The organism is Luteimonas wenzhouensis (assembly GCF_007859305.1).
Taxonomy (GTDB): domain Bacteria; phylum Pseudomonadota; class Gammaproteobacteria; order Xanthomonadales; family Xanthomonadaceae; genus Luteimonas; species Luteimonas wenzhouensis.
The window spans coordinates 502682-523599 of record NZ_VOHE01000002.1; the positions used below are offsets into that span (position 1 = coordinate 502682).

The 20918-nt window shown below is 73.1% G+C and carries 22 protein-coding genes; 6 read left to right on the plus strand and 16 right to left on the minus strand.

Translation table 11 applies throughout. From position 1 onward, the window contains the following. The first annotated feature begins 20 nt into the window (after positions 1-20). The 4 genes from FQY79_RS05675 to FQY79_RS05690 are packed head-to-tail and all read left to right on the plus strand — an operon-like array spanning position 21 to position 4148. Complete coding sequence (locus FQY79_RS05675; RefSeq protein WP_146311577.1) at positions 21-701, plus strand: RNA polymerase sigma factor; 681 nt, start codon at positions 21-23, stop codon at positions 699-701. Next, a complete protein-coding gene (locus FQY79_RS05680; RefSeq protein ID WP_146311579.1) occupies positions 698-1756 on the plus strand; it encodes a hypothetical protein in 1059 nt (352 codons plus the stop codon). Before FQY79_RS05675 ends, FQY79_RS05680 begins: the two co-directional genes overlap by 4 nt. Continuing rightward, positions 1753-2343 (plus strand): IMPACT family protein, encoded by a 591-nt coding sequence (locus tag FQY79_RS05685; RefSeq protein ID WP_146311581.1) that lies wholly within the window; start codon positions 1753-1755, stop codon positions 2341-2343. Before FQY79_RS05680 ends, FQY79_RS05685 begins: the two co-directional genes overlap by 4 nt. Continuing rightward, positions 2343-4148, plus strand: a complete 1806-nt coding sequence (locus tag FQY79_RS05690) for an ABC transporter transmembrane domain-containing protein (protein ID WP_146311583.1) — start codon at positions 2343-2345, stop codon at positions 4146-4148. The genes FQY79_RS05685 and FQY79_RS05690 overlap by 1 nt, the downstream gene beginning before the upstream one ends. Here FQY79_RS05690 and FQY79_RS05695 read toward each other — a convergent pair. Further along, a complete protein-coding gene (locus tag FQY79_RS05695; RefSeq protein WP_146311585.1) occupies positions 4138-4995 on the minus strand; it encodes an AraC family transcriptional regulator in 858 nt (285 codons plus the stop codon). The two genes, FQY79_RS05690 and FQY79_RS05695, sit on opposite strands and share 11 nt — an antisense overlap. Before the next feature lie 160 nt (positions 4996-5155). On the opposite strand from FQY79_RS05695, the gene FQY79_RS05700 reads away from it, so the two are divergent. After that, on the plus strand, positions 5156-6076 hold the full coding sequence (locus tag FQY79_RS05700) for an alpha/beta fold hydrolase (RefSeq protein WP_146311587.1): 921 nt from the start codon (positions 5156-5158) through the stop codon (positions 6074-6076). A gap of 584 nt (positions 6077-6660) precedes the next feature. Here FQY79_RS05700 and FQY79_RS05705 read toward each other — a convergent pair. From FQY79_RS05705 to FQY79_RS05750, 10 genes are all read right to left on the minus strand, one after another. Then, complete coding sequence (locus tag FQY79_RS05705; protein WP_146311589.1) at positions 6661-8283, minus strand: acyl-CoA dehydrogenase family protein; 1623 nt, start codon at positions 8281-8283, stop codon at positions 6661-6663. Positions 8284-8433: 150 nt separating this feature from the next. Beyond that, positions 8434-8640 (minus strand): cold-shock protein, encoded by a 207-nt coding sequence (locus tag FQY79_RS05710; protein WP_027072570.1) that lies wholly within the window; start codon positions 8638-8640, stop codon positions 8434-8436. Positions 8641-8741: 101 nt separating this feature from the next. Beyond that, the gene (locus FQY79_RS05715) at positions 8742-9500 is read right to left on the minus strand and encodes an S-methyl-5'-thioinosine phosphorylase (RefSeq protein WP_146311906.1); all 759 of its coding nucleotides are present in this window, start codon (positions 9498-9500) and stop codon (positions 8742-8744) included. A gap of 65 nt (positions 9501-9565) precedes the next feature. Continuing rightward, the gene (locus FQY79_RS05720) at positions 9566-10126 is read right to left on the minus strand and encodes a hypoxanthine-guanine phosphoribosyltransferase (RefSeq protein ID WP_146311591.1); all 561 of its coding nucleotides are present in this window, start codon (positions 10124-10126) and stop codon (positions 9566-9568) included. Continuing rightward, complete coding sequence (gene nagZ / locus FQY79_RS05725) at positions 10123-11130, minus strand: beta-N-acetylhexosaminidase (protein ID WP_146311592.1); 1008 nt, start codon at positions 11128-11130, stop codon at positions 10123-10125. Before nagZ ends, FQY79_RS05720 begins: the two co-directional genes overlap by 4 nt. A gap of 90 nt (positions 11131-11220) precedes the next feature. After that, complete coding sequence (locus FQY79_RS05730) at positions 11221-11916, minus strand: DsbA family oxidoreductase (RefSeq protein WP_146311908.1); 696 nt, start codon at positions 11914-11916, stop codon at positions 11221-11223. A 40-nt stretch (positions 11917-11956) separates the two neighbouring features. Continuing rightward, positions 11957-12469 (minus strand): CYTH domain-containing protein, encoded by a 513-nt coding sequence (locus tag FQY79_RS05735; protein ID WP_146311594.1) that lies wholly within the window; start codon positions 12467-12469, stop codon positions 11957-11959. Position 12470: 1 nt separating this feature from the next. Beyond that, positions 12471-13802 (minus strand): 23S rRNA (uracil(1939)-C(5))-methyltransferase RlmD, encoded by a 1332-nt coding sequence (gene rlmD / locus FQY79_RS05740; protein ID WP_146311596.1) that lies wholly within the window; start codon positions 13800-13802, stop codon positions 12471-12473. Between the two features lie 80 nt (positions 13803-13882). After that, positions 13883-14464, minus strand: coding sequence for a YdbL family probable chaperone protein (locus tag FQY79_RS05745; protein WP_246123018.1), 582 nt, complete (start codon positions 14462-14464; stop codon positions 13883-13885). Between the two features lie 57 nt (positions 14465-14521). Further along, a complete protein-coding gene (locus FQY79_RS05750) occupies positions 14522-16534 on the minus strand; it encodes a translocation/assembly module TamB domain-containing protein (RefSeq protein ID WP_146311600.1) in 2013 nt (670 codons plus the stop codon). A gap of 34 nt (positions 16535-16568) precedes the next feature. Between FQY79_RS05750 and FQY79_RS05755 the strand changes: the two genes are divergently transcribed. After that, positions 16569-17285 (plus strand): response regulator, encoded by a 717-nt coding sequence (locus FQY79_RS05755; RefSeq protein WP_146311602.1) that lies wholly within the window; start codon positions 16569-16571, stop codon positions 17283-17285. Here the strand turns inward: FQY79_RS05755 and recO are convergent. Genes recO through lepB form a run of 5 tightly spaced genes read right to left on the minus strand, consistent with a single transcriptional unit; the run spans position 17261 to position 20905 of the window. Next, complete coding sequence (gene recO, locus FQY79_RS05760; RefSeq protein WP_146311604.1) at positions 17261-18019, minus strand: DNA repair protein RecO; 759 nt, start codon at positions 18017-18019, stop codon at positions 17261-17263. The two genes, FQY79_RS05755 and recO, sit on opposite strands and share 25 nt — an antisense overlap. A gap of 32 nt (positions 18020-18051) precedes the next feature. Further along, a complete protein-coding gene (gene era / locus FQY79_RS05765) occupies positions 18052-18975 on the minus strand; it encodes a GTPase Era (RefSeq protein ID WP_146311606.1) in 924 nt (307 codons plus the stop codon). A 39-nt stretch (positions 18976-19014) separates the two neighbouring features. Then, the gene (rnc, locus tag FQY79_RS05770; protein ID WP_146311608.1) at positions 19015-19692 is read right to left on the minus strand and encodes a ribonuclease III; all 678 of its coding nucleotides are present in this window, start codon (positions 19690-19692) and stop codon (positions 19015-19017) included. Further along, a complete protein-coding gene (locus FQY79_RS05775; protein ID WP_425463180.1) occupies positions 19679-20065 on the minus strand; it encodes a DUF4845 domain-containing protein in 387 nt (128 codons plus the stop codon). Before FQY79_RS05775 ends, rnc begins: the two co-directional genes overlap by 14 nt. 45 nt (positions 20066-20110) lie before the next feature. Then, a complete protein-coding gene (gene lepB / locus FQY79_RS05780) occupies positions 20111-20905 on the minus strand; it encodes a signal peptidase I (protein ID WP_146311911.1) in 795 nt (264 codons plus the stop codon). Positions 20906-20918: the final 13 nt, after the last annotated feature.

Here is a 20918-nt window from a genome sequence, read left to right on the forward strand (position 1 = left end):
ACCCGGACGTTGCTACTGCCATGTCGACCGCGATCGCCCCGCCCCTGGCCGCCGCCCCGCCCCTGCGGCGCGGCCGCGCCCGCTTCACTCCACCCGGGGCAGGGCTTACCCTGCTGCCGGTGTACGAGCCCGCCCCCGCCACCGCCCCCGAACCCGCCGACGAGGCCCTGATGCTGGCCTACGCGGGCGGCGACGTGGCCGCCTTCGAACAGCTCTACGCCCGCCACCGGCTGCGCCTGTACCGGTTCCTGCTGGGGCAGCTGCGCGACGGCGCGCTGGCCGAGGAACTGTTCCAGGATGTCTGGCAGAAGGTGATCGCGGCGCGCGCGGGCTGGAAGCCCGAAGCCGCGTTCACCACCTGGCTGTACCGGATCGCGCACAACCGCCTCGCCGACCACTGGCGCGCGCAGCGCCACCGGCCGGCGGCGCCGCACGATGCCGACGAGCGCACCGCGCGCGTGCCCGATCCGGACACGCCCGAGCGGCAGCTGTCGGAGTTCGAGCAGCGCCGCCAGCTGCAGCTGGCGCTCGATGCCCTGCCGCCCGAACAGCGCGAGGTGCTGTTGCTGCGGCTCGAGCAGGAGCTGAGCCTGGAGGAGATCGGCGCGGTGACCGGAGTGGGCCGCGAGACGGTGAAGTCGCGCCTGCGCTACGCGATGGACAAGCTGCGCGCCCGGTTCGGGCCGGAGGTGGCATCGTGAGCCGGTGGCCGCAGTCGCCGCTCGACCCGGCCGAGCGCGAGCTGGCGCGCCGGCTGGCGCAGCTCGACCCGCGCGCCGCGCCGTCGCCGCAGACCGATGCCGCGATCCTGGCTGCCGCGCGCGCCGCCGCCGGCACCGGCGCGCCGGCATCGGCGCGGCCACCGTTGCCCCCGCGCCGGCGGCCACGCCGCTGGCCGGTGGGCCTGGGCATCGCGGCCTCGCTGGCGCTGGCGCTTGGGGTGGCCTGGCAGCTGCGCCCGCTGCCCGACGCCGGGGTGCTGGAGCGGCCGTCCGAGACCGGCTCCCTGCCGGCGCAGGCACCGGCAGCCGCGAGCGGCGCCGGCGAGGCATCCACGCCGGCACGACCGTCCCCGCCCGTCGCCGGACCGGACATCGGGTCGGCGGACGACGCGCCCGCTGCCCGCACCACGGCCATGCCCCGGCGAGCCGCACCGCCGGTCGAACGCGCGTCCGGACCAGGGCCCGCGCCGGCCGACGCCGGCGGGGACGCCGACCCAGCCCGGCAGGCGCGCGCCGCGCGCGCCGCCGCCGACCAGGCAGCGGCCGAGCGGTCGCCGACGCCAGCTCCGTCCGTCGCGCCGCCGCCGGCCGTGGTCGCGCCGCCCGCGGAGCCGCCCGCGCCGGCCCCGCCGCCGTCGCAGGTCGCGGACTTCGTGCCCGACCCGCCAGCCACCGCGCCCCCTGCGCCGCCGCAATCGTCCACGCGGCGCGAGGCGGAGCTTCCCCGTCCGCGCCAGCGCCAGGCCGCCCCGGCGCTGGCCGCGCCCTCGCCTGCGGTGGCGGCACCGGCCCCGGCGCCCGCCGCGGCCCGGGCGGCGCCTGCGCAGATCGACCTGGCCGCCGACCAGCCGCTCGACGACCAGCCGCCGGCCTCGGCCGATTCCCCGGACGTGCGCGAGGCCTGGCTGCAGCGGATCCGCGAACTGCGCGACGACGGGCGCCTGGACCAGGCGCGCGACAGCCTGCACGAGTTCGTGCGCCGCCATCCGCAGGCCACGGTCCCCGACGACCTGCGCCCGCTGCTGGAGCGATGAGTCTGGATACCCTGGCCGGACGGGCCAGCCACGCCGTCGAGGTCAGGCACAGCCGTTTCCTCGCCAACGCCGCGCCGATCGCGTCGGCGGCCGAGGCCGCCGCGTTCGTGCAGGAAGTCAGCGTGCCCGACGCCACCCACAACTGCTGGGCCTGGCGCCTCGGCCAGGACTACCGCAGCAGCGATGACGGCGAGCCGGCCGGCACCGCGGGGCGCCCGATCCTGGCCGCCATCGACGGCCAGGGCTTCGACCGCGTAGTGGTGGTGGTCACGCGCTGGTTCGGCGGGATCAAGCTCGGCGCCGGCGGGCTGGTGCGCGCCTACGGCGGCGCCGCGGCCGAGTGCCTGCGCCTGGCGCCGCGCCAGCCGCTGGTGGAGACCGCGACCGTGGCGGTGCACGTGCCGTTCGCCGAAATCGCCCTGCTGCACCACCTCCTCGCGCAGTTCTCAGCCCTGAAGCTGGGCGAGGAGTTCGATGCGCAGGGCGCCCGGGTGGTCCTCGAATTGCCGGCGGATGCGGTCGCCGACTTGAAAAGCCGGCTGCGCGACGCCACCCGTGACCGGGCACGTTTCGACGACGAAGGCTGATGGCGTTCACCCACGACCGGCGCGGTGGCGCCCCCGGCAAGCCGCCTGGCGACGACGGCGCGGCCGGCACCAAGGCCCCGATCGGGTCGCTGCGCACGCTGTGGCCTTTCGTCATGCGGCACAAGGCACTGTTCGTGGCCTGGCTGCTGGCGCTGGCCGGATCCTCGGCCGCCACCCTCGCCCTGCCGGTGGCGGTGCGCCAGATCATCGACCGCGGCTTCAGCAGCGGCAGCAACATCGACGCGACCTTCGCCATGGTGCTGCTGGTGGCGATCGCGCTGGCGCTGGCCACCGCGGCCCGCTTCTTCTTCGTCTCGCTGCTGGGCGAGCGCGTGGTCGCCGACCTGCGCAACCGCCTCTACGGCCACCTGGTGGGGCTCGACCAGGCCTTCTTCGAGCGTACCCGCAGCGGCGAACTCGTCTCGCGCCTCACCGCCGACACCGAGCTGCTGCGCAGCGTGATCGGCACGACCATGTCGGTGGCGCTGCGCAGCCTGGTGACTGTGGTGGGCAGCGTGGCCATGTTGCTGGTGACCAGCCCGAAGCTGGCGGTGTGGGCGCTGGTCGGGATCCCGCTGCTGGTGCTGCCGCTGGTGCTGGGCGGGCGGCGGCTGCAGAAGATCTCGCGCCAAAGCCAGGACCGCGTGGCCGACGCCAACGCCCTGGCCAGCGAGGCGCTGGGCGCGATCCGCACCGTGCAGGCGCATGCGCGCGAGGATTACGAGCGCGGCCGCTTCGCCGACGCGGTGGCTCTGTCGGTGGCCACGGCCCGGCGCCGGATCGGGGTGCAGGCGCTGGTGACCGCAGTGGCGATCTCGCTGATCTTCGGCGCGATCATCCTGGTGCTGTGGCTGGGCGCGCACGACGTGATCCGCGGCGAGATGACCGCCGGCACGCTCGGCCAGTTCGTGCTGTATGCATTGCTGGGCGCGGGCTCGGTGGGTGCGTTGGCCGAAGTGTGGAACGAACTGCAGCGCGCGGCCGGCGGCATGGGCCGGATCGGCGAGCTGCTGGCCGAGCGCAGCGGCATCGCCCCGCCGGCGCGGCCGGCCACGCTGCCGCGCCCGGTCCGCGGAGCGCTGCGGCTGGACGAGGTGACGTTCCACTACCCCACCCGGCCCGACGCGCCGGCGCTCGACCGCTTCAGCCTGGACGTCGCCCCCGGGGAAACCGTGGCCCTGGTCGGTCCCTCGGGCGCGGGCAAGAGCACGGTGTTCACGCTGCTGCTGCGCTTCCACGACCCGCAATCGGGCCGGATCGCGGTGGACGGCGTGGACATCGCCAGCGTCGATCCGGTCGAACTGCGCGAATCGATCGCGATGGTGCCGCAGCAGCCAGCGATCTTCGCCGCCAGCGCGCGCGAGAACATCCGCTACGGCCGCCTGGGCGCCAGCGACGCCGAGGTCGAGGCGGCCGCGCGCGCGGCCGAGGCGCACGACTTCATCACCGCCCTGCCGAACGGTTACGACGAGCAGTTGGGCGAACGCGGCGCGCGCCTGTCCGGCGGCCAGCAGCAGCGCATCGCGATCGCCCGCGCGCTGCTGCGCGACGCCCCGATCCTGCTGCTGGACGAGGCCACCTCCGCGCTCGATGCGCAGAGCGAACGGGCGGTGCAGACCGCGCTCGAACACCTGATGGAGGGCCGCACCACCCTCGTCGTCGCGCACCGGCTGGCCACCGTGCTCAAGGCCGACCGGATCGTGGTCATGGACCACGGCCGCATCGTCGCCCAGGGTACGCACGACGAACTGCTCGCCCAGGGCGGCCTCTACGCCGAGCTGGCGAAGCTGCAGTTCATCGACTGATCCCGGCGGCCGCGACCGCGGGCGGCGCTGCGCCAACCTTGCGCCACTCGCGCGGCGAGTGCCCGGTCTGCGCCTTGAACGCGCGCGAGAGCGCGGCCTCGCTCCCGTAGCCCACCTGCGAAGCGACGATCTTCAGCGGCCGGCCTCGCCGCAGCGCCTGCTGGGCGAGGCTGATCCGCCAGGACTGCAGGTACTGCCCGGGGGTGACGCCGACCGTGTCGCGGAAGGTCGCCGCGAACACGCTGCGCGACATGCCCGCGATCCGGGCCAGTTCCTCCAGTGGCCACTCCTTCGCCGGCGCCTCATGCATCGCCACCAGCGCATGCCGCAGGCGCGGATGCGCCAGCCCCGACAGCATGCCCACGCGGATCTCGCCGCCGTGCAGCAGGTGGCGCAGCACCTGCACCATCACCACCTCGAACAGCCGCTCGACGATGGCCATGCGCCCGCATCGCGCGCCGAACGCCTCGTCGAACATGATCGACAGCAGCGGCTCCGCACCATCGAGTTCCTCCAGCGGTACGCACACGAAGGCGGGCAGGCCGGCCACGACCGGGCTGCCCCCGCCTCCCTCGAACGACAGATGCGCGCACACCATGTCGGCCCCGCGCTCGGCGTCGGTGATGAAGCGGTGCGCCATCGGCCGCGGATACAGCAGCAGGCTCGGCCTGGAGATGCGGATCTGCTCGCGGCCATGGACGAGATCGAGCACCCCGGCGCGCAGCAGGTGCAACTGTCCGTGTTCCCCGTCGTCCCCGACGGTGTTGACGCCGCACAGGGGACCGGCGTTGAAGACCCGGGCCCGCACCGGGAAGTGCGCCATCAATGCAGCCAACCGGTCGGTCATGGGCGGACTCCCTGTCAACTTTTCAGGACTTTACATCACCAGATGTCCCGGCAACGCGCCCAGAGTATGCCTCGCCGGTCGACGACACCACGCAGGCGCCACCACCGCCCGCGATCCGCCCGGCCCCCTCCCCCAACTGCAAGTGCACGGAGACAACGCCATGAACACCATTGCCCGTACCGTCGCAGCCGGCGCCCTGGCCCTGGCTGCCGCCACCGGCCCGCAGGCCGCTTCCGCCGCCACCATCGACGGCAACTTCGTCGTCACCGCGGACGGCGTGCGTCTCTACGTCAAGGACTGGGGCCCGAAGCACGGCCCGGTCGTCACCTTCAGCCACGGCTGGCCGCTGAGTTCGGACAGCTGGGAATCGCAGATGCTGTTCCTGGCCTCGAAGGGCTACCGCGTCGTCGCCCACGACCGCCGCGGCCACGGCCGCTCGAGCCAGCCGTGGGACGGCAACGACATGGACCACTACGCCGACGATCTGGCCGCGGTGATCGACGCCCTGGACCTGCGCGACGTCACCGTGGTCGGCTTCTCCACCGGCGGCGGCGAAGTGGTCCGCTACATCAGCCGCCACGGCACTTCGCGGGTGAAGAAGGCGGTGCTGGTGTCCGCGGTCCCGCCGCTGATGCTCAGGACCGGCGACAACCCCGGCGGCCTGCCGATCGAGGTGTTCGACGGACTGCGCAAGGCTTCGATCGAGAACCGCTCGCAGCTGTACCTCGACATCGCGTCCGGCCCGTTCTACGGCTTCAACCGCCCCGGCGCGACGCCGAACCAGGGCCTGATCCAATCGTTCTGGGCCCAGGGCATGCAGGGTGGGCACAAGAACACCTACGACTCGATCGCCGCGTTCTCGGCCACCGACTTCCGCGAGGACCTGAAGAAGATCGACGTACCCACCCTGGTGATCCACGGCGACGACGACCAGATCGTGCCGATCGACCTCTCCGGACGCGCCTCCGCGGCGCTGGTCAAGGGGGCCGAGCTGATCGTCTACGAGGGCGGACCCCACGGCATCACGGACACCCACAAGGAACGGCTCAACCAGGACCTGCTGGACTTCCTGTCGAAGTGATCCGTCGCACCTGATCGTCCTGCCCCAGCCGGCCGCCGGAACTCCGCGGCCGGCTTTTTCCGTTCCGCAGGCCGCCCCTCCCCCGCGAGCGGGGGAGGGAGCAAGGCGCCCCCGTCTACCCCTCCCCCCGCTCGCGGGGGAGGCCGGGAGGGGGCACCGCGATCCCGCATGACAGGCACACGGCAACCTGCCCCCACCCCAACCCTCCCCCGCGAGCGGGGGAGGGAGCAAGGCGCCCCCGTCTACCCCTCCCCCCCGCTCGCGGGGGGAGGCCGGGAGGGGGCACCGCGGTCCCGCATGACAGGCACACGGCAACCTGCCCCCACCCAACCCTCCCCCCCCGAGCGGGGGAGGGAGCAAGACGCCGTGTCTACCCCTCCCCTGCACGCGGGGAAGGGAGCACGGTCATTCGCCTCCACCCGCCCGACGTTACCGGAGCCCAGATGCGCCGTGGCCGGTGGGCCTGCGCAGCGGACTCAAGGGGGAGGCGTTCGCGGAGCAGGCCCGCCGGCCGCGGCGCGGTCCATCGCTGCCCCGCAACCATCGACCGCGGCCAACGCCCATCGGGAAAACACCAGCGCCGATCACGAGCCCCCGGCCCGCTCCAGGACCAGATCGAAATCCGCGTCCGGCGCCAACGCTCCGTACACCCCGGCCCCGGCTCCCCCGAGCCGGCTGCGGCAGAACGCCCCCGCCAGCGGACTCCCGGCCGACAACAGCACTGCCGCCTGCAGCTGCACCGCCAACGCCGCCACCAGCGACCGCGCCTGCGCCTGTTCCATCGACGCACCCAGCGCCCCGCGCAACCGCGCCAGCCCCGCATCGTAGGCCGCCGCCTGGCCGCCCACCGACTCGAGGAACGACACCAGCGCCGCCCCCGTCTCCGGCTCGCGAGCGAGCGCCCGCAGCACGTCCAGGCACTGGATGTTGCCGCTGCCTTCCCAGATCGAGTTGAGCGGCGCCTGCCGGTACAGCCGCGGCAGCAGCGATTCCTCCACGTATCCAGCGCCGCCCAGGCACTCCTGCGCCTCGTTGACGAACCCCGCCGCCCGCTTGCAGATCCAGAACTTCCCGATCGCGGTCGCGATCCGCGCGAACGCCGCCTGCGACGCGTCGCGTGGCGCCGCATCCACCGCCCCGGCCACCCGCATCGACAGCGCCAGCGCCGCCTCCGCCTCGAGCGCCAGGTCCGCCAGCACGTTGCGCATCAGCGGCTGCTCCACCAGCCGCCGCCCGAACGCCCGCCGGTGCCGGCAATGGTGCAGCGCCTGCGCCAGCGCCATCCGCATCAGCCCCGCCGAACCCAGCATGCAGTCCAGGCGCGTGAGCATGACCATCTGGATGATGGTCGCGACCCCGCGCCCCTCCTCGCCGACGCGATAGGCCCGCGCCGCGTCGAACTCGATCTCCGAGGACGCATTGCTCCAGTCGCCCAGCTTGTCCTTGAGCCGCATCAGCCGGAAGCCGTTGAGCGCGCCGTCCGGCAGCCGCCGCGGCAGCAGGAAACAGGTCAGTCCGCCCGGCGCCTGCGCCAGCACCAGGAAGGCGTCGCTCATCGGCGCCGAGAAGAACCATTTGTGCCCGCGCAGCACGTATCCGCCATCGGCCTGCGGCGTCGCCGTGGTGGTGTTGGCGCGCACGTCGCTTCCGCCCTGCTTCTCGGTCATGCCCATTCCGAGCGTCACCCCCGGCTTGTCGGCCATGGGCACGTCGCGCGGGTCGTAGCGGCAGGACGCCACCTTGGCCACCCATTCCCCAAGCGAGGGCTCGCGCGCCAGCACCGGCACCGCGGCATGGGTCATGGTGAGCGGGCAGCTGGTACCGGGCTCGGCCTGGTAATGCAGGTAGGACAGCGCGGCGCGCGCCACGTGCGCGCCCGGTTCCGGGCTCGCCCACGACAGCGCGGCCACCCCGCCGGCGATCGCTGCCTCCATGATCCGGTGGTAGTGCGGATGGAACTCCACCGTGTCGATGCGGCGCCCCTGGCCGTCGTGCGTGCGCAGCCGTGGCCGGTCGCGGTGCGCATCGAAGGACCACGCCAGCAGCTCGCCACCGGCCAGCGCGCCGTAGCGGGCCACGGCGTCTGCGAACGCGCCGCCGCCCTCGCGCGCCAGCGCCTCGCGCAGCGCGGCATCGTCGCGCCACAGGTCGCACGGCCCGAACTGCGGCGGCTGGTTCTCTACGGCGTGGGTCGCGAACGCGTCCATCACTCTCCCTCATTCCCGGCGCCTGCGGCACGCCCGTGCCCGCGGCACCCGGCGTACCTGCCCGGCACGGTCGCGCAGCCGGGCGGCCATGTCCAGCCCACAAAAAAGCCCCGCCGGAGCGGGGCTTGAAGAGCGTGCCTGTCGGGCTTCTCAGGCGACCGGCTGGACCCCGGCGGCCTGCGCGCCCTTCGGGCCCTGGGTGACTTCGTACTGGACGCGCTGTCCCTCCTGCAGGCTGCGGAAGCCCTTGGCGTCGATCGCCGAATAATGGACGAACACATCCGCGCTGCCGTCTTCCGGCGCGATGAACCCGAACCCCTTGGCGTCGTTGAACCACTTCACTGTGCCGTATTGCATGACTCGTCGAACCTCGTGATGGCTGGTGGCGCCCGGTCGGCCATACAACAGCCGCCCTCCCCGGACCAGCCGAGTATGCAAAGCATCAGGGGCGTATGCAATCATCGGGCCAGAAGCGCCGACACCAGCGCCGGGATGCCGGCCGAGGCCGCGGCCACGTTCGCCAGCACCTCCTCGAGGGTAATGGTTTCATCCGGATCGGGCCCGGCGCCGGCCGCCCAGTTGGCGACGATCGCCAGGCAGGCGTAGTCCAGCCCCATCTCACGCGCCAGGCCCGCCTCGGGCATGCCGGTCATGCCGACGAGGTCGCAGCCGTCGCGGCGCATGCGCGCGATCTCGGCCTTCGTCTCCAGCCGCGGCCCCTGGGTGGCGCCGTAGCAGCCGCCGTCCACCACGGCGACGCGCGCCTCGGCCGCCGCGGCCAGCACCCGCGCGCGCAGCGCGGGCGTGTACGGATCTCCGAAGTCCACGTGCAGCACTTCGCTGCCCGGTTCCTCGCAGATGGTCGCGATCCGGCCCCAGGTGTAGTCGATCAGCTGGTCGGGACAGGCCAGCACCCGCGGGCCGAAGCGCCCGGTGATGCCGCCGACGGTGTTGAGTGCCAGTACGCGGCGGGCGCCCAGCGCCTTGAGCGCGGCGAGGTTGGCGCGGTAGTTCACCCGGTGCGGGGGCACCGAGTGCGACTCGCCGTGGCGGGCGAGGAAGGCGACCCGGCGGCCGCCCAGCGTGCCGACGCGGACCGGCCCCGACGGGGTGCCGTACGGGGTGTCGGGCTGGTGGCTGGAGACGTCCTGCAGCTCGGCCAGCGCGTACAGGCCGGTGCCGCCGATGACGGCAAGTTCGATCGGATCGTGGTGCATGTCGGGTCGGGCTGGCATGGGGCGGGCAGGATAGCGCGCCGCCTCGGCGCGGTGCCCGCGGGGGCTCAGTCGCCCAGCGCGTAGATCCCGGGCAGGTTGCGTCCCTGCTCGTGGAAGTCCATGCCGAAACCGAACACGTAGCGGTCGGGCACCTCGACCCCGCTGTAGTCGGCGCAGATGTCGTCCACGCAGCGGTCGTGGGCCTTGGTGGCGAGCACCGCGATCCGCACGTCGATCGCGCCCTGGTCCTCGCACCAGTACTTCACCGCCTTGAGCGTGTGGCCCTCGTCGAGGATGTCGTCGACCAGCAGCACCCGGCGCCCGCGCATCGGCGTGGCCGGGCGGTGCAGCCAGGCCAGGCGCGAGCCGGTGGTGGCGCCGCGGTAGCGGGTGGCGTGCAGGTAGTCGAACTCGACATCGAGTCCGCGTTCGCCCAGCGCGAAGGCCAGCTGGCCGGCGAACGGCAGGCCGCCATGCATCACCGTGACGAACAGCGGCGGCTGCTCGTCGTCGGCGTAGTCGGGATGGATCGCGTCGGCGATGTCCTCGATCGCATCCTCGAGCTCCTCGCGGTCGAACAGCAGTTCGGCCGCATCCATGATTTCCGAGAGCTTCGGTACGTTCATGCCATCTGCCCCATGCGTGCGGCCAGCCGCGCCTGCGCGCCGCCGTAGCGCGCATCGGCCAGCAGGCCGTCCCAGCCCAGCGCACCGCGGCCCAGCAGGCCGACCAGCGCCATCGTGTTGAGGCTGCGGTTCGCGACCGCCGCCAGCGATTCCTCCACCAGCTCCGGGTGGCAGACCAGGACCACGTCGCAGCCGGCGTCCAGGTGCGCGTCCACGCGCGCCTTCACCCCGCCGGCGGAGAACGCCGCGGCCATGCCGATATCGTCGGAGAACACCACGCCGCGGAAGCCGAGCTCGCCGCGCAGGATGTCGTTGATCCAGCGCGAGGAGTAACCGGCCGGCTCCGGCGCCACCTGCGGATAGACCACGTGCGCCAGCATCACCGCATCGGCCCCGGCCTCGATGCCGGCGACGAACGGCACCAGGTCGTGGGCGCGGATCTCGTCGAGCGTGCGCGGATCGACCGCGGTGTCGAAGTGGGTGTCCTCGCGCACCGTGCCGTGGCCGGGGAAATGCTTGAGCGTGGCGGCCATGCCCACCGCGTGCATGCCGCGCACGTAGGCGCGGGTGAACTCGGCCACCACCTGCGGGTCCTCGGAGAACGCACGGTCGCCGATCGCGAGGTTGCCGTGGCCGACGTCGACCACCGGCGCGAAGCTCAGGTCCAGGCCGGTGGCGCGGATCTCGCTGGCCATCAGCCAGGCGTGCTCCTCGGCCAGGCGCAGCGCGCCCTCCGGATCCTCGCGGTACAGGCGGCCGAAGCCTTCCAGCGCGGGCAGGTCGCTGAAGCCCTCGCGGAAGCGCTGCACGCGCCCGCCTTCCTGGTCGACGCAAATCAGCACGGGCCGCGGCGCGGCCTCACGGATCGCCGCGCACAGCTCGGTCACTTGCGCCCGCGAGGCGAAGTTGCGCTTGAACAGGATCACGCCCGCGCAGGCGTCGTTCTGCAGCCAGTCGCGCTCCTGGGCGCCGAGTTCAAGGCCGGCAATGCCGATCACGAGCATCCGGGCGGTCTCCTTCACGTGCGCGGTCGCGCACCGGCACATTGTGGCAGATGGCCGCGCACACGGCGGCCCCGCGACCGCCGGCGGTCTTCACACGCGGCAGCCGCCGGGCCCGCAATCCGCGCCCGCCCCGGCCGCGCCGTCGCCCGGCCCCGCCTCGCCCGCCGCCTGCCGCAGTGCCTGCGCGAACAGGTCCGGCGCCTGGGCACCCTGGACGGCGAAGCGGCCGTCGATGACGAACGTCGGCACCGCATGGATGCCCATGGCCTGGGCCCGCGCCACCGCGGCCCGGACCTCGGCCGCGCCTTCGTTTCCCGCCAGCAGGGTCCGGACGCGTCCGCCCGGCAGCCCACCGGCCTCGCCCGCCGCCACCAGCACCTCCGGGTCGGCCAGGTTGCGCCCTTCGGCGAAGTGCGCGTGGAACAGTGCTTCGCCCACCCGCCCGGCGTCGCCCTCGCGCGCGGCCAGCCACAGCAGGCGGTGCGCCGGCAGCGTCGTCACCCGCACCTGTCCACGATCGAAGTCCATCGGCAGCCCTTCCGCGCGCGCCGCGGCCTGCGTGGAGGCGAGGACCTGAGCGGTGCGTTCGGGCCCGCCGAACTTCGCCGCGTAGGCCTCGCGCAGCGGCACCGGATCGGTGCCGGCGTCGGGATCGAGCAGGTACGGATGCCAACGCAGTTCCACCGGCGGCGCGCCATCGCCCAGCAGGGCGAGGCCACGCTCGAAACGGCGCTTGCCGATCCAGCACCAGGGGCAGACCACGTCCGACCAGACATCGACCCTCAGCGGGCGGGTTCGGGCATGCATGGCGGCACCTCCGGTCGGTTCAGTCCTGGTCACCGCGCTCGGCCGCGATCCAGCGCGAGTACGGCCGCGAGGCCAGCGCCAGGTTGTAGTAGCGCGGTTCGTCGGTGACTTCGCGCCCTGCCCACGGCGGCAGCGCGAACGCCTCGTCGGGACTGCCGAGCTCGATCTCGGCCACCACCAGGCCGGCGTTGTCGCCAAGGAACTCGTCGACCTCCCACACGTGGCCCTCGTGGCGCACCAGGTGCCGGCGCTTGTCGATCATCCCGCCCACGCACAGCGCCAGCAGCGCACGCGCATCGTCCACCGGGACCGGGTAGTCGAACTCCTGCCGGCTGCGGCCGATCTCGCGCGACTTGATGTTCAGGAAAGCCTCGCCGCCCTGGATCCGCACCCGGATCGAGGCGTGCTGCTCCCCGCGGTCCATCGCGCCGATGTCGTTGAGATAGCCCTGCGCCATCGGCAGCACGGCGTGCGCGGCCTCGCGCCAGCCTTCGCCGGTCACCAGGAACTTGCGCTCGATCTCCAGGGCCATGTCAGCCGTGCTCGAACAGGGCGATGCTCTCGACGTGGGCCGTGTGCGGGAACATGTCCATCACCCCCGCACTCAGCAGCCGCCACCCCCGCTCGTTCACCAGGAACCCCGCGTCGCGCGCCAGCGAGCCCGGGTGGCAGCTGACGTAGACGATGCGGCCGAAACGCTCCAGCGGCAACTGCTTCAGCACCTCGATCGCGCCCGAGCGCGGCGGGTCGAGCAGCAGCTTGTCGAAGCCCTGGCGCATCCACGGCGTGCCGCGCTGGTCCTGGGTGAGGTCGGCGGCGTGGAACACGGCGTTGCCCAGGCCGTTGAGCGCGGCGTTGTCGCGCGCGCGCGCCACCAGCCCGGCCTCGCCCTCCACGCCCACCACTTCCGCGGCGGTGCGCGCGATCGGCAGGGTGAAGTTGCCCAGCCCGCAGAACAGGTCGAGCACGCGCTCGCCCGGCCGCAGGTCGAGCAGCTCCAGCGCGCGCGCGATCATCACCTCGTTCAGGCGCGCGTTCACCTGGATGAAGTCCAGCGGCCGGAATGACAGGGTGATGCCCCAGGGGTCGAGCCGGAACGCATGCCGCGGCCGTTCCGGCCACAGCGGGTGCACCGAGTCCACGCCACGCGGCTGCAGGTGGATCGCGACCCGGTGCCGCTGGCCGAACTGCCGCAGCGCCGCGAGATCCGCCTCGCCCAGCGGCTGCAGGTGACGGAACACCAGAGCCGCGCCGTCGAACTCCGGTTCCGGGTCACCGACGATGAACTCGATCTGCGGCACCTCGCGCCGCGCCTGCAGGCCATCGACCAGCGCCGACAGCGGCACGATCAGCGCGGCCACTTCCGGCACCACGGTGTGGCACTCGCGCAGGTCGGCCACGAAGCGCGGATCGCGCTCGCGGAAGCCGACCAGGGTGCGATCCTTCTTCTCCACCCGGCGCACCGAGAACCGGCCCTTGCGCCGGTAGCGCCAGGCACCGCCGGTGAGCGGCGGCAGCACCGCGCCGGGCGCGACGTGGCCGATCCGCTCGAAGTTCTCCAGCAGCACGCGCTGCTTGGCCAGGATCTGCCTCGACTCGTCCAGATGCTGCAGCACGCAACCGCTGCACACGCCGAAGTGGGCGCAGCGCGGCGCGACGCGGTCGGGCGAGGCCTCCAGCACCTCAAGGGTGGCGGCCTCGTCGAAATGGCGCGAGCGCCCGGTCTGGCGGGCCAGCACCCGTTCGCCCGGCAGGGCGTCGGCCACGAACACGGTCTTGCCGCCCTCGCGGCGGGCGACGCCACGCCCATCGTGGCTCAGGTCGATGATCTGGAGTTCGAACGGCGTCTGGTCGATCCGGGCCACGTGGCGTCAGCCTGTTTGCGGGGCCGGCGATTGTCGCAGATGTGGCCGCCCGGGGCTGCGCGGCCGCGCGTGGATCGCGGCTACTTCTGCTTCCAGCTCCCGCCCTGCTGGTACCACCAGCCCGGCCGGGCACTGGCGATCCACTGCCGCGCGAACACCTCGCGGATCTGCGGCTCCCATTCGGGATGGCCGTTGGCCACCGCGATCTCGCGGTAGACCGCGTTGCGGTCGCGGTTGTCGTCGGCGACCGCCGCGTTCACCGCGACCCGGTCCTGGAGCGCCAGCTTCGACGCGTCGCGCACCACGATCGTGCCATCGCCGGCAAAACCCAGCGCACCCGAATCGAAATGCTTGCGTAGCACGGAATTGAAGCGCGACTCCATCCGCGCCTGGATCGCCTGGATCACGGGCGTGCGGATGGTGATGTCCGGCGTCTGCGCATGCGCGGTACCGATGCCCAGCAGCATGAGGGGATCGAAGCGCAGGTTGCCCGAGGCCATGCCGCCGTCGCCGGGCGGCACGGCCCCGGGCGGCGGCGCTTCGCCGTCCTCGCCGATGACCTTCTCGACGAACTCGCGCGCCGCCTCTCGGGCTTCGGCGGCCGGGAAATAGACGTTGATGGTGACACAGGCGCACAGCACGAGCGCGATCAGGATGGGCATTCCCAGCAGGCGAGGCATGGTTGGCTCCCGTTTCGTTGCCGCCGGCCCGGCGACCGGTCAATCCACCACCGGCGCGACGTCGCCGGCCACCGCGGCGGCCAGGCGTTCCACCAGGGTCGGCCAATCGACGTTGCGATGGAACCCCACCACCTGCAGCCTGGGAACGCCCGAACCTTCGACGATAGTAAATCCAGCGCCCGCTGAATGCAGGCCCGACATCCGGCAGACCTCGTTGGCCAGCCGGCAGCCGATGCCGATGCGGCGGTAGCCGAAGTCGTCGAACAGGGCCACCAGCCGGCCCTGCAGGCTGCCGACGAACGAGGCGTCGCCCACGCTGGAGATGTCTTGCACCGCGCGCTGGCTGATGCGCTGGCGCACGCCCGGCGCGGGTTGGGTGTGCAGCCAGGCATCGAAGGCGGTGGCGGTCCAGTCGACCAGCCGCAGGCCGTCGATACGGCCATGCAGGCGCCCGGTGATGCTGCCGAAGTCGAAGGCGCCGGTCAGGCCTTCCAGGTCGAGGCCGTGCAACGAAAGATCGGCCGACAGCGAGGGCGCGACCCCGAACGGACGTTCCATCGACAGCGCGGATACGTCGACGCGGCCATCGAACACCCGCATCGAGAGGCCACCGTCGAAATCCAGCCGCTGGCTGGCGTAGCGCGCCTGCGGGATGCGGCCGTCCAGGGTGCCGCGGAACGCCGGCCAGCCGAGCGCCCCGGACAGCCGGGCCACGTCCAGCCCCTCGAGTTCGAGGCCGAAACCCAGGCGTGGGCCGTCGCCGGCATCGGGATCGAGTTCGAAATCCAGCAGCCGCAACTCGCCGCCGAGCACGGCCACTGCCGCGGGTTCGCGCAGCGACATCACCCCGTCGCGGCTGGATAGCGCCAGCGCGACGGGGCCGAAGCCCAATCCGTACAGCGCACCGCCGCGCCAGGCGAGTGCGCCCTGGGCCTGGCCACGGGCGCGATGGCGCACGGCGCCGGCCAGGCCCTGGATGCGCAGGCGTCCGCGCGGGTCCACCAGTTCCACCCCGTGCAGGCCCGCGTCCAGCGCCTCGAGCGCGCCTTCGGCCACCCGCACGGTCGCATCCGCGGCGCCCGCCAGTTCCAGCCCCGAGAGCCCCGCCAGGCCCAGCCAGCCCGACAGGTAGCGCGCGGGCAATCCCGCCAGCCGCGCGCTGCGTGCCTGCAGCGACAGCCGCTGCAGCGCACCGTCGGCCGCGAGCACGGCATCGGCCTCGGCCTGCAGCGTGTCGCCGTCGTGCAGCGCCAGGCGCGGCAACCGCCAGCCGCCCCCGGGCAGCCGCCGCACCTCCACGGCGACGCGGACCGGCACGCCGGACAGCGCCACGTAGGTGTTGCCGACCAGGATCTGGCCATCGTGCACGACGCCATTGGCGGCGAGCCGCATGCCCGCGGCGTCGGGCAGCACCCATTCGAACGCGACCCGGCCATCCAGCCCCGCCATGGCGACGGCGGCATCGGTGGTTTCCAGCGCGAGCCCGCCGACCTCGAGCGTACCCTCCACGCGCAGCGGCCGCCGGACCGGCGCGTGCACCTGGATCGTGCCGTCGGCCACGCCCGCACCCGGCTGCGCCTGCGGCCACGCGCGCGCCAGCAGCGACCGCGCCCAGGACACCGGCACGCACGCCAGGTCCAGCCGGGTCGCGTCGGGCGTGGCGGCGTTGCGCCGCAAGCGCAGGCGCGCTTCGCCCTGCGACAGGCGGGCGTCGGTATACGCCGGCGACAGGTCCACTTCCAGCCGCATCGGCGCGCCGCCACGACCCTGCAACGGCCCGGCGCAGCGCCAGTCGCCGGCACCGTCGCCCCGCAGCGGGCATCGCCAGCGCACCTGGCGGTACTCCGGCCCCAGCCCTGGCGCCGCGATGCGGTCGGCGGCGATCGACAGCTCGCCCTGCGCCGCGCCCGCGGGCCAGTGCAGGCGCACGACGAGCCGCTCGAACCGCACGCCCGCCACCTCCAGGCTGGCGATCCGCGCCGTCGCGGTGCGCGCCTGCACGGGCCAGGCGCAAAGCGCCAGCAGCAATAGCGTTAAGATGCGCGCGGGCATGGGCCGAGCATATCCGCAGCGCAGGGAGGCGAGGATGAACCCAAGGATCCTGCTGGTCGAGGACGACCCCACCAGCCGCGCGTTCCTGCTGGCCGCGACCCGCGCGCTGCCCGCCGAGGTGGACCTGGCCTGCGACATGGCCGGCGCGATCGAGGCGGCGACCGCGTGCGCCCATGCGCTGTGGCTGTTCGATGCCCGGCTTCCCGACGGCAGCGGCGCGCAGCTGCTGGCGCTGTTGCGCGAACGCGGCCTGGACACCCCGGCGATCGCGCACACCGCCTCGCCCGAACGCGACGAACACGAGGCGCTGCGCGCCGCCGGGTTCCGCGACGTCGTTGCCAAGCCACTGCCGGCGGCCGAATGGACCGCGGCCCTGCGCCGTGCGCTCGGCCAGGGCGCCGCCGGTACCGCCGAGGAGGCGGGCGTGTACGCGCGCACGCCCGGCGCCGTGCCGGTCTGGGACGAGGCGCAGGCGCTGGCCGCGCTGGGCCACAACCCGGCCCACGTCTCCGGCCTGCGCCAGCTGTTCGTGTCCGAGCTGCCGGGCGTGCGCGACGCGGTGGTGGCGGCGGCCGAACGCGGCGATGCGGCCGCGGTCGGCGACCAGCTGCACCGGCTGCGCTCGGGCTGCGGCTTCGTGGGCGCCGCGCGTCTGCTGCAGGCCACGCTGCGCTTGCAGGCGGCGCCGGGTTCGACGGCGGCGCTGCACGCGTTCCTCGACGCGGCTCAGGACACGCTGTCGTCGTCCTGACCGGGGGCGCGGATCGACATGCGCGCCAGGTCCGCGGCCAGCTGCCAGGAGCGCAGGCCGCGCGGCCCCACGTGCTGCGCGATCACCGTGCGCATCGCAAGGCGCAGGCTGTCGAGGTCCTCGGGATCGGGACGCACGTCCGCGGCCAGCGCCAGCAGCGCGCGTCCGGTGGCGTGGCGCTGGCGCGACTCGCCGCTGCGCTCGCCCAGCACCCGGCGCGGGCCGTGCTCGGCCTCGAGCCGGTAGCGCGCCGCCGGGTCGATCGGCGCGCCGTCGCCGTCGACGCCCGGATCGAAGCCCACGCCCAGCGCCTGCAGCAGGTCGCGTTCGAACCGGCGCAGGGTCCAGGCCAGGTCGGCCGCGTCGTGCAGCCGCGCGCGCACCTGTGCGTAGAGCGCGTACAGCTCGGGATGGGGGTCGTGGCCCGGGGCCAGCCGCAGCACCAGTTCATTGACGTAGAACGCGGCCAGGCTGGCGTGCCCGGCGAGCAGCGGCGGCGCGTCGAGCGCCTCCACCGACGACAGGTAGCCCAGTTCGCCGCGCTGGACTCCATCGAAGCGCACGTGCTGCAGCGGCTGCAACGCGGCCAGCTGCGCCTGCCGCCGCGGTCCGCGCACGCCGCGCGCGATCATGCCGATGCGCCCGTGCGCACGCGTCAGCAGGTCGACCAGCAGACTGGACTCGCGCCAGGGCCGGGCGTGGAGGACATAGGCGGTTTCCCCTGCGTAGCGCATGTCACCACCAGCGCCGCGCCCCGCCGGCGCGGTCAGTCGCCGTAGCCGAGGGTGCGCAGCGCCGACTCGTCGTCGGACCAGCCCTCGCGCACGCGCACCCAGGTCTGCAGGAACACCTTGGCGTCGAACAGCTGCTCCATACGCTCGCGCGCGCGGCGGCCGATCTCGCGCAGGCGCGCGCCGCCCTTGCCGATCACGATCGCCTTCTGGCCTTCGCGCTCGACCCAGATCACGGCGCCGATCCGGTACAGCACGCCCGCCTTCGGCGAAGGCTCCTCGGTGAAGGTCTCGATCTCGACCGTGGTCGCGTACGGCAGTTCGTCGCCGAGCTGGCGCATCAGCTGCTCGCGCACCAGTTCGCCGGCGAGGAAGCGCTGGCTGCGGTCGGTGATCTCGTCCTCGCCGTACAGCGGCGCCTGCTCGGGCAGCAGCGACAGCAGCGAGCCGACCAGCGGTTCGAGCCCCTGCCGGCGCAGGGCGGAAATCGGGTGCACGGCGGCGAAGTCGCGGCCTTCGGTCACCTGCTTGAGGTACGGCAGCAGGCGGGCCTTGTCGGCGATGCGGTCGACCTGGTTGACCACCAGCACCACCGGCAGGCCGCTTTCGCGCAGGGTGTCGAAGGCGAGCGCATCCTCCTCGTCCCAGCGTCCGGCCTCGACCACCAGCGCGGCGGCGTCCACGCCTTCGAGCGCACCGCGGGCGGCGCGGTTGAGCACCCGGTTGAGCGCCGACGACGGGCGCTTGCCGCCCTCGCGATGGATGCCCGGGGTGTCGACCAGCACCAGCTGCCCGCCGGGCACGGTGGCAATGCCGAGCAGCCGGTGGCGCGTGGTCTGCGGCCGGTTGGAGACGATGCTCAGGTCGGCGCCGACCAGGGCGTTGACCAGGGTCGACTTGCCGACGTTGGGACGGCCGATGACCGCGACGTGGCCGGCCCGGTGGGTCTGGGTATCCATGCGCGGATTGTCCGCGCATGCACCGGAGGAGGGCAAATCTCAGCCGCCCGCCAGCCGCCCGAGCACGGCTTCGGCCGCCACCTGCTCGGCGGCCCGGCGCGACCCGCCGACGCCCTCCGCGTCCAACGCCGGGTCGGCCAGGATGCAGCGCACGGTGAACACCCGCGCGTGCTCCTCGCCGCCCTCGTGCTCGAGCACGTACTGCGGCAGCGGCTTCTGCCGCGCCTGCAACCACTCCTGCAGCCGGGTCTTGGCATCCTTGCCGACCTTGCTGGCCGGCACCGCGGACACCGCCTCCTCGAACCAGGGCAGGACCACCCGGCGGCATACCTCGTAGCCGGCGTCGAGGTAGATCGCCCCGATCACCGCCTCCAGCGCGTCGGACAGGATCGAGTCGCGCCGGTGCCCGCCCGACTTCATCTCGCCCGGCCCCAGCACGAGCCGCTCGCCGACCTCCAGCCGCCGGGCCACGGCCGCCAGCGCCGATTCGCGCACGAGCTCGGCGCGGGCGCGGGTGAGCGAGCCTTCGTCGGCCTTGGGCCAGCGCGCGTACAGGGCTTCGGCCACGACCAGGCCAAGCACCGCGTCGCCGAGGAACTCCAGCCGTTCGTTGTGCGGCGCGCCGGCGCTGCGGTGGGTCAGCGCCTGGGCCAGCAGGGACGGCGTGGAGAAGACGTGCCCGGCGAACCGGTCGGCGCGTCCGTCAGTTGAGCTCACCGGAGCGGATCAGCTGCTGGGTGGCGTGGAACTTCCCGACCACGTCCAGGTTGGCGACCAGCGGCTTGCGCACCTCGTACTTGACGTCCACCTGCCAGCCGTTGTCGATCCTGGTGATTTTCACGTGTTCGCGCTTGATGTTGCTCGAGTAGCTCACGTACAGGCGCCGGAACAGCAGGTCCTGGATGCGCGAGGGCTCGTAGCGGGCGACGCCCGCTTCGGTGGCCAGTCCCTTGAGTGCCGACTTGACGGAGTAGTACTCGGAGTACATCGGGAACAGCTTGATGCCGATGAAGATGAAAAAGCCCACCACGCCGGCGACGATGATGAACCCCAGCAGCGTGATCCCGCCCTGCCTGCGACGCATGTTCATGTCCGCTCCCCCGTTGATGCAGTGCCCGCCAGCCGTCCCGGTGGACTACGGGATGCCACTGCCGATCCGGCTCCAGTCGACCCAGCCAGGCGCGGTCGAGTCGAGGTTCATCCAGACCAGGAAGGCCTTGCCCCTCAGCTGGCTCTCGGGGAGCGTACCCCAAAACCGGCTGTCGTCGCTCCTGTCGCGGTTGTCGCCCATCACGAAATACTCGCCCTCCGGAACCCGCCATTCGCCCTCCCCGGGATCGAAGCCGCCCGGCCTGCGGGTCTCGAGGATCTGGTGGGTGCGCCCGGGCATGGTTTCTTCGATCAGCTCGGCGCCGGTCATGTCGCGGCCGCGGCCGACGCCTTGGTACGGGCGCGGCGGGCCGTAGGCGAACGGCTCGCCGTTCACGTACACGGTGTTGTCGCGGTAGGCCACCACGTCGCCGGGCAGCCCGACCACGCGCTTGATCCAGTCCTGGTCGGGGTGGTGCGGCGGGCGGAACACCACCACGTCGCCGCGCTGCGGCTCGCCGATCCCGATCACCTTGCGGTTGGTCACCGGCAGGCGGATGCCGTAGCTGAACTTGTTGACCAGGATGAAGTCGCCGATCAGCAGGGTCGGCATCATCGAGCTGGACGGGATCCGGAACGGCTCGGCGACGAAGCTGCGCAGGACCAGGACCACGAACAGCACCGGGAAGAACGCCCGCGCGTAGTCGACGACGATCGGCTCCTTGGGCTCGAGCAGGCCCGCCCGCTGCGCGCGCCGGCGCGCGAAGAACAGGCGGTCGAGCATCCAGACCAGGCCGGTCGCGAAGGTGAGCACGACCAGCGCCAGCTCGAACCACTTCATCATGTCAGCCCAT

Coding starts and splice junctions, on each gene's coding strand:
- FQY79_RS05675 (WP_146311577.1), top strand. CDS start 21: ATGTCGACCGCGATCGCCCCGCCCCTGGCCGCCGCCCCGCCCCTGCGG.
- FQY79_RS05685 (WP_146311581.1), top strand. CDS start 1,753: ATGAGTCTGGATACCCTGGCCGGACGGGCCAGCCACGCCGTCGAGGTC.
- FQY79_RS05690 (WP_146311583.1), top strand. CDS start 2,343: ATGGCGTTCACCCACGACCGGCGCGGTGGCGCCCCCGGCAAGCCGCCT.
- FQY79_RS05695 (WP_146311585.1), bottom strand. CDS start 4,995: ATGACCGACCGGTTGGCTGCATTGATGGCGCACTTCCCGGTGCGGGCC.
- FQY79_RS05700 (WP_146311587.1), top strand. CDS start 5,156: ATGAACACCATTGCCCGTACCGTCGCAGCCGGCGCCCTGGCCCTGGCT.
- FQY79_RS05705 (WP_146311589.1), bottom strand. CDS start 8,283: ATGGACGCGTTCGCGACCCACGCCGTAGAGAACCAGCCGCCGCAGTTC.
- FQY79_RS05710 (WP_027072570.1), bottom strand. CDS start 8,640: ATGCAATACGGCACAGTGAAGTGGTTCAACGACGCCAAGGGGTTCGGG.
- FQY79_RS05715 (WP_146311906.1), bottom strand. CDS start 9,500: ATGCACCACGATCCGATCGAACTTGCCGTCATCGGCGGCACCGGCCTG.
- FQY79_RS05720 (WP_146311591.1), bottom strand. CDS start 10,126: ATGAACGTACCGAAGCTCTCGGAAATCATGGATGCGGCCGAACTGCTG.
- nagZ (WP_146311592.1), bottom strand. CDS start 11,130: ATGCTCGTGATCGGCATTGCCGGCCTTGAACTCGGCGCCCAGGAGCGC.
- FQY79_RS05735 (WP_146311594.1), bottom strand. CDS start 12,469: ATGGCCCTGGAGATCGAGCGCAAGTTCCTGGTGACCGGCGAAGGCTGG.
- FQY79_RS05745 (WP_246123018.1), bottom strand. CDS start 14,464: ATGCCCATCCTGATCGCGCTCGTGCTGTGCGCCTGTGTCACCATCAAC.
- FQY79_RS05750 (WP_146311600.1), bottom strand. CDS start 16,534: ATGCCCGCGCGCATCTTAACGCTATTGCTGCTGGCGCTTTGCGCCTGG.
- FQY79_RS05755 (WP_146311602.1), top strand. CDS start 16,569: ATGAACCCAAGGATCCTGCTGGTCGAGGACGACCCCACCAGCCGCGCG.
- recO (WP_146311604.1), bottom strand. CDS start 18,019: ATGCGCTACGCAGGGGAAACCGCCTATGTCCTCCACGCCCGGCCCTGG.
- era (WP_146311606.1), bottom strand. CDS start 18,975: ATGGATACCCAGACCCACCGGGCCGGCCACGTCGCGGTCATCGGCCGT.
- FQY79_RS05775 (WP_425463180.1), bottom strand. CDS start 20,065: ATGAACATGCGTCGCAGGCAGGGCGGGATCACGCTGCTGGGGTTCATC.
- lepB (WP_146311911.1), bottom strand. CDS start 20,905: ATGAAGTGGTTCGAGCTGGCGCTGGTCGTGCTCACCTTCGCGACCGGC.